Below are 8,790 nucleotides of genomic sequence, written 5' to 3'. Positions count from 1 at the left end.
GCCAGGGACTCGAACCCCGGACCCGCTGATTAAGAGTCAGCTGCTCTAACCAACTGAGCTAGCGGCGCATGTCTCACGCCTCCCGCTGGATCTGAGTCTCGCGGAGGGCGACGAGAAAATACTACCTGGTCCGGAGGGGTGCTCCGGACCAGGCCGACGCGCGCTAGATGGCGAGGGAGAGCAGCACCGGTCCCGCTTCGCGGTTCAGCGTGTCCGCCGCCTCGCGGAGGCGGTGGGCGTGCTCGACCGGGAGGGAGAGGGCCAGGCAGCCCACCGAGGCGCCGGCCGTGATCGGGACCGCCGCGCAGACCGTGCCCACCGCGTACTCCTGGAGGTCGAGGTGGGGGACGGTCGGCGGCTGGGTCTCCAGACGGGCGAGCAGCAGCCGGTCGCTGGTGATGGTGCGTGAGGTGAGGCGGGCCATCTTGTGCCGGGAGAGGTGGTCGCGCCGGCCGTTGTGGTCGAGCTGGCCCAGCAGGCTCTTGCCGAGCGCGGTCGCGTGCGCGGAGACCCGGAAGTCGACCCACTCGTTGACCGCCGGGGTGGTGGGGCCGGCCGCGTACTGGGTGATCGTGACCTCGCCGTCGACGTACCGGCTGACGTAGACCGCCGCGCCCAGGCAGTCGCGCAGCCGGTCGAGGGTCCGCTGGATCTGCTCGCGCACCGCCTGCTCCCGGCCGGCCGCCGAGCCGAGCCGGCTCAGGGCCTCGCCGGTGACGTAGGCGCCGTCGGTGAGCTGCTCGACGTAGCCCTCGCGGCGCAGGGTCCGCAGCAGTGTCGTCAGGCGCTCGACGCCGAGGCCGGTGCTGCGGGCGAGTTCGGTGTCCGTGACACCGGTGGAGTGCCCGGCGACTGTCTCCAGGATGCGCAGTGCGTCCTGTACCGAGTGGTAGGGAGCGGTCGGCTCGTGCATCAGCGCCACGGTGTTTCTCCCTGCGCTCGCTTTTTGGGCCGTGATACCGGACAGCGAATCCCCTCCACGATAGCTGTCAAACGGCCGAAGTGGTGCGGCTGTTGGCGAGATTGTGGCCCTCCTTACGCCCTCCCAACTGCGGTGCGAACCTTTTGGCATATGCCAAAGTCATGCCACGTGGCGTGGACCTTGGGTGTTCGATTGCTCACTTGCCGTAATTGAATAAATGTCAAAGAATGGCGCCGAGGAATTCCCGGGTCCGCTGGTGTTCCGGATCGCCGAAGATCTGCTCCGGCGGGCCCGATTCGATGACCTTGCCCGAGTCGAACATCAGGACCTGGTCGGAAATGTCCCGGGCGAAATTCATCTCGTGGGTCACACAGAGCATGGTGATGTCCGTGGTGCGGGCGATGTCCCGCAGCACGTCGAGCACACCCGCGACCAGTTCCGGGTCGAGCGCGGAGGTCACCTCGTCCAGCAGCAGCACCTGCGGCCGCATCGCCAGCGCCCGCGCGATCGCGACGCGCTGCTGCTGGCCGCCGGAGAGCTGGGTCGGGCGGGCGCCGGCCTTGTCGGCGAGGCCGACCAGGTCGAGCAACTCCAGGGCGCGCGCCTCCGCCTCGTCCTTGGGCAGGCCGAGGACGGTGACCGGCGCCTCGGTGACATTGCGCAGCACGGTCATGTTCGGGAACAGGTTGAACTGCTGGAACACCATCCCGATCTTCTTGCGGATCTCCCGGAGCTGCTTCTCGGGCGCGGGGAAGAGCTGCTCCCCGTCGACGGTGATCGTGCCCTCGTCCGGCTTGGTCAGGGTCATCAGCAGCCGCAGGATCGTGGTCTTGCCCGACCCGGACGGACCGATCAGCGTGACGTGCTTGCCGGACTCGACGGAGAAGTCGAGGTCGTCGAGCACGGTGTTGGACCCGAAGCGCTTGGTGACGTGGTCCAGGCGGATCAACTCGCTGCCGTCCACCGGGGGGTTGGCGTTGGAGTCGAGGTCTTTCGTCAGGGGCGTGTCAGCGGACAAGGCGTCGCTCCAGGGCTCGGATCAGCAGGGAGGCGGGATAGGAGATGAGGATGAAGGCCACACCGATCACGGTGATGGGCTCGGTGAACTGGTAGTGCTCCTGGGAGAAGAGCCGGGCCTGTCCCATCAGCTCCAGCACGGTGATCACCATCAGGATCGGGGTGTCCTTGAGCATCGCGATCACGTAGTTGCCGAGGGCCGGGATCACCCGGCGGATCGCCTGCGGCAGGATCACGGCCGTCCAGGTCCGGCGCACCGGCAGGTTCAGCGCGGTCGCCGCCTCCCACTGGCCGACGGGCACCGCCTCGATGCCCGCGCGGTAGACCTGCATCGTGTACGTCGAGTAGTGCAGCCCGATCGCGAAGACACCGGTGGTCAGCGCGGAGAAGGTCAGCCCCCACTCCGGCAACACGTAGAACAGGAAGAACAGTTGCACCAGCAGCGGGGTGTCCCGCACGAACTCGGTGACGATCCCGACCGGCCAGCGGACCCAGCGCGTCGGCGTCCGCATCAGCAGCGCCCACACCAGCCCCAGTACGAACGACATCAGCGACCCGAGGAGCAGGATCTGCAGGGTGACTTTCAGGCCGTCCCAGAAGTACGGCATGAAGTCGCTCACGGCGTTCCAGTCCCACTTCATCAGGCCTGAGCTCCGATCCCTGTGGTCTGGGCGCGCTTCAGTTCACGCGCGGCCTTGTCGGTACCGGCTTCCTTGCCGATCCCCGCCTTCAGCTTCTTCTCCAGTCCGCGCATCAGCCGGGTGAGGGCGAAGGCGATCACGAAGTAGATCAGCAGGATGTACGTGTAGATCTCCGCGCTCTGCTGCAGCGCGAGCCGCACCAGGTTGGCGCTGAAGGTCAGATCGCCCATGCCCATGACCGACACCAGCGCGGTGCCCTTGAGCAGCTCGATCAGCAGGTTGCAGAAGGTCGGGATCATCTCCGGCACCGCCTGCGGCAGCAGGATCAGCCGCATCCGCTGCCAGGGCGTGAAGCTGAGCGCGACACCGCTCTCCTGCTGCGCCGGGTCGACCGCGTTCAGTGCCCCGCGCACGATCTCCGTGCCGTACGCCCCGTACGTCAGCCCGAGCGCGAGCGTGGCCGCCCACATCGGTACCAGCTGCCAGCCGAAGGCGACCGGCAGGACGAAGAACACCCAGAAGATCATGACGAGGGCGGAGGTGCCGCGGAACACCTCGGTGTAGCAGCCGGCGAGGAAGCGCACGATCCACAGCCGGTGAGTACGGGCGATGCCGACGACGAACGACACGGCGGTCGCCAACAGCGCGCTGAGGACGAGGAGTTGGACGGTGGTCCAGACTCCCTTGAGGACGAGTTCCCAGAGTCCTGAGGTCATCCGCCGCAGAGCTCCTTCGCGGTGAGGTTCGTCATCTCGGCCTTGCTGAACCCGAAGGGCCGCAGGATCCGGAACAACTCCCCGCTCTTCTTGAGCTTGTGCAGCTCGACGTTGAAGGCGTCGCGCAGCCTGGTCTCGGTCGGCCGGAACGCGAAGGCGCCCCCGTCGATACGTGGTTTGCCGTCGACGAGCGGGGCGAAGGGCGTGGTCGACTCCGCCTTGGCGGACTTCTTCACGACCGCGCGCGTGGTGAGCGCGGTACCGGCGAAGACGTCGACGCGCCCCGCCTCCACGGCGTTCAGCCCGGCGACCTGGTCCGGGACGATCAGGATGTCGCTCTGCTTGTACCCGGCGTCGACGGCGTGCTGGATCTGGGCGTACCCGGTGCCGGTGGCGAACTTCGCCTTCTTCGTGACGACGTCCTTGTAGTTGTGCAGACCCTTCGGATTGCCCTTGCGGACGACGAACGAGTCGAGCACCTGGTAGTCCGGGTCGGCGAAGATGACCTGCTGACAGCGTTCAGGAGTCACGTACATGCCGGCGGCCACGACGTCGAGCTGCTGTGAGTTCAGCCCCGGAATGAGCGAGCCGAACTCGGTGGGCACGGGCTGCATCCTGTCGACGCCGAGCCGCTGGAAGATGACCTTCGCCAGCGCCGGTGCCTCGCCGGTCAGCTGTCCGTCCTTGTCGATGTACCCGAACGGGATCTCACCCGATATCCCCAGCCGTACGACGCCCTGCGCCTTCAGCCGCTCGAGCAGATCACCGCCGCTCGTGCTCGACGCGGTGGCCACACGACTGCAGCCGGCCGCGCCCAGCGCACCCGCCGCCGCCACCCCGGCGAGCAGTGCCCGACGGGTGTGACCCGGCGTGTGACCGGATGTGTGTCTGTCGTTCCCAATTGGTGGAGCCATGGGCGCGCAGCTACCCGACCGCTCCAGGGTTATGCACCCTGGAAGACATGACGGATCACTTCATCGAGGTCTCACTCGCAAAGCGGAACGTCCACTGCCGGGCAAAACTGCTGGTGGAACGCGCCCCGCTCACCTGCGCGGCGATCTGGGACGCACTCCCGCTCGTGGGCGACGTCTACCACGCCAAGTACGCCCGCAACGAGATCTACGCCCTTTTCCCGCCATTCGCAGAAACGGAACCCCCGCTGGAAAACCCCACAGTCACCCCCATACCGGGCGATCTCTGCTATTTCGCCTTCGCCGGCACGGAACTCGGCACGAAGGCCTACGGCTACGACCGCGAGGTCCGCGCCGGCACGACGGTCGTCGACCTGGCCCTGTTCTACGAACGCAACAACCTCCTCCTCAACGGCGATGTGGGCTGGGTGCCCGGCATCGTCTGGGGCCAGGTGGTCGAGGGCCTGGACGAGATGGCGGAGGCCTGCAACGACCTGTGGCGGTCGGGGGCGGCGGGGGAGAGCCTCAGCTTCCGGCGGGCCTGACACCGGAAACCCCGGCGCCGAACAGTGCGTGCGCCGCTCGCAGCACCAGATCGTCCCGGTGCCGCGCCCCCACGATCTGCAGTCCGACCGGCAGCCCGTCGCCGTCGTTCCCGACCGGGACGGTGGCGGCGGGCTGCTGGGTCAGGTTGAAGGGGTACGTGAACGGGGTCCAGCCCGTCCAGCGGTGGTGCCCCGAACCCTTCGGGACCTCAACTCCCGCCTCGAACGCGGTGATCGGGAGCGTCGGCGTGACGAGGAGGTCGTAGCGCTCGTGGAACAGGCCCATCCTGCGGCCGAGCTCCATCCGGACGTCCACCGCCGCCAGGTAGTCCAGCGCCGAGAAACCCGCCGCCGTCACGCAGATCTCCCGCAGCCCCGGATCGAGCAACTCCCGCTGGCGCGGCGAGAGTTTCTGGGTGACCCGGGCCGCGCCGCTGAACCACAGGGTGTGGAAGGCGTCCACCGGGTCGCTGAAGTCGGGGTCGGTCTCCTCGACGTACGCGCCGAGGGCGGCCAGCCGCTCCACGCCCCGTCGTACCGCCGCCGCGACCGCCGGACGCACCGCGACCTGGCCGCCGAGGGACGGGGAGTACGCGATCCGCAGGCCCCGCACACCGTTCGCGAGCCCTTCGCTGAAGGAGCCCGGCGGGCGGTCCAGGGCCGACCAGTCGCGGGCGTCCGGGACGCCGATCACGTCCAGCAGCAGCGCCGCGTCCGCCGCGTCCCGCGTCATCGGGCCGACGTGCGACAGTGTGCCGAACGCGCTCGCCGGGTACAGCGGCACCCTGCCGTACGTCGGCTTCAGCCCGAAGATGCCGCAGAAGGAGGCGGGGATACGGACGCTGCCGCCGCCGTCCGTGCCGAGGGCCAGCGGGCCCGCGCCCAGGGCCACGGCCGCCGCGGCGCCCCCGCTCGAACCGCCCGCCGTGCGCGAGGGGTCGTGCGGGTTGCGGGTGATCCCGGACAGCGGGGAGTCCGTCACGCCCTTCCAGCCGAACTCCGGGGTCGTCGTCTTGCCGATGAACACCGCGCCGTGTTCGCGGAGTCGGGCCACCGAGGGCGCGTCCTCGTCCCAACTGCCCTGCTCCGCAATGGTCTTGGAGCCGCGCAGGGTCGGAGTACCGCGCTGGAGCAGGATGTCCTTCACGGTGACCGGCACCCCGTCGAGGAGTCCGGCCGGCTCCCCGCGCCGCCAGCGTTCCGCCGATTCGGCCGCCCGCGCCAACGCGCCTTCCGCGTCGAGCCGTACGAACGCGTTCACGGCGGGCTGGATCTCCTCGGCCCGATCCAGGGTCGCGCGGGTCGCCTCGACGGGGCTGAACTCCCCTCTGCGGTAGCCGTCCAGGAGTTCCACGGCGGTCAGCTCGGTGAGTTCGGTCGTCATCCGGCCCTCCAGAGTGGGGAGTTCAGTGCCCCGGTACGTACCCACGCTTCTTGTCGACCACGTTCGGCAGCGGCTTGCCCGCCTCCCATCTCTCGTACGCCGCCACGAACTGCGTGCCGAGTTCGTCCCGCCAGCCGACCGTGTCGCCGCTCATGTGCGGGGAGATGATCAGCCCCGGGACCTGCCACAACGGGCTCTCGCGGGTGAGGGGTTCGGCCTCGAAGACGTCCAGCGCGGCGCCCGCGATCCAGTACTTGGTCAACGCCTCGGCGAGCGCGCTCTCCACGACGAGTTGGCCCCGGCCCACGTTGATGAAGCGCGCCGAGGGCTGCATGCAGCCGAACCGGCGGGCGTCGAACATGCCGTGCGTCTCGTCGGTGAGCGGTGCCGCCGAGATCACCCAGTCGGCGCGGGCCATCAGCCGGTCGAGTTCCCCGGGGCCGTGGATACCGGTGCGCGGGGTGCGGCCGACGAGCGCGGTCGTCACGCCAAGTGCCTTGAGCGTACGGACGATCGCCCGCCCGATCGGCCCGGAGCCGACCACGCAGGCGCGGGTTCCGGCCACCCGCTGCGCCTCGCGGTGCCGCCAGGTCCGCTCCCGCTGGAGGTCCAGCGTCCTCGGCAGGTCCTTGGCCATCGCGAGGACCAGGGCGGCGACGTACTCGGCGATCGGCTGGTCGAAGACGCCCCGCGCGTTCGTCACCACCGTGTCGGAGTCGGCGAGTTCGGGACACATCAGGTGGTCCACACCCGCGCTGGCCGTGTGCACCCAGCGCGGTCGCGGACCCTCGCCCGGCCAGGCGGAGCGCACCGCGTGCGAGGCGAAGTCCCACACCAACAGGACGTCGGCGGACGGCAGTCGATCAGCGAGCGTCGACGCGTCGGCGTGCTCGACGCGCACCCGGCCGGTGAGCCTGCCGAGCCGGGGCAACGGGTCGGCGTCCAGGACGAGAAGGGTGGGCAGGGCGGCGGGAGTTGCGGTCATGCGGAGCCGTTTCTCGCGGGAAGCACAGCGGGAAGCACAGGGCGCGGCCGTCTGACATGCGCGGATTGACCACGCTCGCACTCGAACCTACCTTCGTCAACACGGACGCCCGCACGGACCGTTGTCACCCCGTTTCTCTTGGTGAGGCCGGTGTAGTCATGCATGTTTCCTTCCTGGGCGGACCCCGCCCGCAGCGCGGTGTCGGTGTCGTCGCCCCCTTCGACTTCGCGCTGGACCGCGAGTTGTGGCGCTGGGTCCCCGACGACATCTCGCTGCACCTCACGCGGACGCCGTTCGTGCCCGTCGAGGTGAGCCTCGACCTGGCGCGACTCGTCAGCGAACACGAGACGCTCCACGACGCGGTCCGCACGCTGAACGCGGTCGCCCCCGAGGTCGTCGCGTACGCCTGCACCTCGGGGAGCTTCGTCGGCGGGATCGCCGGGGAGCGCGCGATGTGCGAGGCGATGACCCGGGCCGGCGAGGTGCCGTCCCTGACCACCTCGGGCGCCCTGCTGGCCGCCCTGACCGAGCTGGGCGCCAGCCGGATAGCCCTGGTCACGCCGTACACCGTGTCAGTCACCCAGTCCCTGGAGGAGTACCTCGCCGAGGCTGGCGTCGAGGTCACCGGCCGCGCGTTCATGGGCCTGACCCGGCACATCTGGAAGGTGCCGTACCGGGACGTCGTCGACATGGCCCGCCAGGCCGTCGGGGGCGCGGCCGACGCACTCTTCATCAGCTGCACCAACCTTCCGACGTACGACGTGATCCCCCAGCTGGAGGCGGAGCTGCGCATGCCGGTCATATCGGCCAACCAGGTCACGATGTGGGCAGCCCTGCGCCGACTGGGTACCCGTGCCGTGGGCCCCTATCAGGCGCTGCTGGACGAGTCCGCGCGCCGCCAGGGGCCGGTACTGCCGGAAGAACACCAGGAAGGCTGGTCATGACCGCACTCGGATTCCTCTACCCGGGCCACTCCGCCGAGGACGACTACCCGCGCATTGAGCAGCTCCTCGGCAGCGATGTCCGCCTCGACGTGGTCCACACGGACATCGGCGAGGACGCACACCGCGTGGACGCGCTCCTGGAGATGGGCTCCCCCGAGCGCCTCACGGCGGGCGTCGAACAACTCCGCATGTCGGGCGCCGAGGCGGTCGTCTGGGCCTGCACCAGCGGCAGCTTCGTCTACGGCTGGGAGGGCGCCCACGAGCAGATCCGCGCCCTGGCCCGGGCGGCGGGCCTGCCGGCGTCGTCGACGTCCTTCGCCTTCGTGCACGCGGCGCAGGAGCTGGGGGTGCGGCGGGTGGCCGTAGGGGCGACGTATCCGGACGACGTGGCCGGGCTGTTCGCGGACTTCCTGCGGGCCGGGGGAGTGGAACCGGCCGTGGTGCGCGCCTCCGGCATCATCACGGCCGCCGAGGTCGGCACCTGGGGCTACGACGAGGTGCTCGCGCTCGCCCGGGCGGTGGACGCCCCGAATATCGAGGCGATCCTCCTACCGGACACGGCCCTGCACACGGCCGCCCACATCCCCGACCTGGAGAAGGAACTCGGCAAGCCGGTCCTCACCGCCAACCAGGTCACGGTCTGGGAGGCCCTACGACTGGCGGACCGCAAGGTCAACGCACCTGATCTGGGCGTCCTGTTCACCAAGGAGCCGCTCGTGCAGGCT

10 protein-coding genes are annotated in these 8,790 nt (G+C 69.5%); 3 read left to right on the top strand and 7 right to left on the bottom strand.

Features of this window, described 5'->3' with window-relative positions; translation table 11 throughout:
• Positions 1–163: 163 nt before the first annotated feature.
• From ACFWP5_RS50585 to ehuB, 5 genes are all read right to left on the bottom strand, one after another.
• A complete protein-coding gene (locus ACFWP5_RS50585; RefSeq protein WP_384173599.1) occupies positions 164–922 on the bottom strand; it encodes an IclR family transcriptional regulator in 759 nt (252 codons plus the stop codon).
• Between the two features lie 220 nt (positions 923–1,142).
• Entirely contained in the window at positions 1,143–1,940 is a 798-nt protein-coding gene (ehuA, locus tag ACFWP5_RS50580) for an ectoine/hydroxyectoine ABC transporter ATP-binding protein EhuA (RefSeq protein ID WP_384173596.1), read from the bottom strand.
• Positions 1,930–2,580 (bottom strand): ectoine/hydroxyectoine ABC transporter permease subunit EhuD, encoded by a 651-nt coding sequence (gene ehuD, locus ACFWP5_RS50575; protein WP_384173593.1) that lies wholly within the window; start codon positions 2,578–2,580, stop codon positions 1,930–1,932. The genes ehuA and ehuD overlap by 11 nt, the downstream gene beginning before the upstream one ends.
• On the bottom strand, positions 2,580–3,296 hold the full coding sequence (gene ehuC, locus ACFWP5_RS50570; RefSeq protein ID WP_384173590.1) for an ectoine/hydroxyectoine ABC transporter permease subunit EhuC: 717 nt from the start codon (positions 3,294–3,296) through the stop codon (positions 2,580–2,582). The genes ehuD and ehuC overlap by 1 nt, the downstream gene beginning before the upstream one ends.
• On the bottom strand, positions 3,293–4,210 hold the full coding sequence (gene ehuB, locus ACFWP5_RS50565) for an ectoine/hydroxyectoine ABC transporter substrate-binding protein EhuB (RefSeq protein ID WP_384173587.1): 918 nt from the start codon (positions 4,208–4,210) through the stop codon (positions 3,293–3,295). Before ehuB ends, ehuC begins: the two co-directional genes overlap by 4 nt.
• A 47-nt stretch (positions 4,211–4,257) precedes the next feature.
• Between ehuB and ACFWP5_RS50560 the strand changes: the two genes are divergently transcribed.
• Complete coding sequence (locus ACFWP5_RS50560; protein WP_384173584.1) at positions 4,258–4,752, top strand: DUF3830 family protein; 495 nt, start codon at positions 4,258–4,260, stop codon at positions 4,750–4,752.
• On the opposite strand, the gene ACFWP5_RS50555 is transcribed toward ACFWP5_RS50560, so the two are convergent.
• Positions 4,733–6,136 carry an amidase gene (locus ACFWP5_RS50555; RefSeq protein ID WP_384173582.1) on the bottom strand — a complete coding sequence of 468 codons (1,404 nt, stop codon included), beginning with the start codon at positions 6,134–6,136 and terminating at the stop codon, positions 4,733–4,735. The two genes, ACFWP5_RS50560 and ACFWP5_RS50555, sit on opposite strands and share 20 nt — an antisense overlap.
• A gap of 22 nt (positions 6,137–6,158) precedes the next feature.
• Positions 6,159–7,121: a D-2-hydroxyacid dehydrogenase gene (locus ACFWP5_RS50550; RefSeq protein ID WP_384173579.1), complete on the bottom strand. Its 963-nt coding sequence runs from the start codon at positions 7,119–7,121 to the stop codon at positions 6,159–6,161.
• A gap of 158 nt (positions 7,122–7,279) precedes the next feature.
• Here ACFWP5_RS50550 and ACFWP5_RS50545 point away from each other — a divergent pair, with 158 nt between their 5' ends.
• Both ACFWP5_RS50545 and ACFWP5_RS50540 read left to right on the top strand, forming a co-directional pair.
• A complete protein-coding gene (locus ACFWP5_RS50545) occupies positions 7,280–8,065 on the top strand; it encodes a decarboxylase (RefSeq protein WP_384173576.1) in 786 nt (261 codons plus the stop codon).
• Positions 8,062–8,790: aspartate/glutamate racemase family protein (locus tag ACFWP5_RS50540; protein ID WP_384173573.1), on the top strand; the 729-nt coding region annotated here is incomplete at its 3' end. The genes ACFWP5_RS50545 and ACFWP5_RS50540, both read left to right, overlap by 4 nt.

Origin of the sequence: Streptomyces sp. NPDC058469, assembly GCF_042721125.1 — a bacterium.
GTDB lineage: Bacteria > Actinomycetota > Actinomycetes > Streptomycetales > Streptomycetaceae > Streptomyces.
The sequence above is the reverse complement of the archived record's forward strand: the minus strand, read 5'-3'. Positions and strand labels throughout refer to the sequence as shown.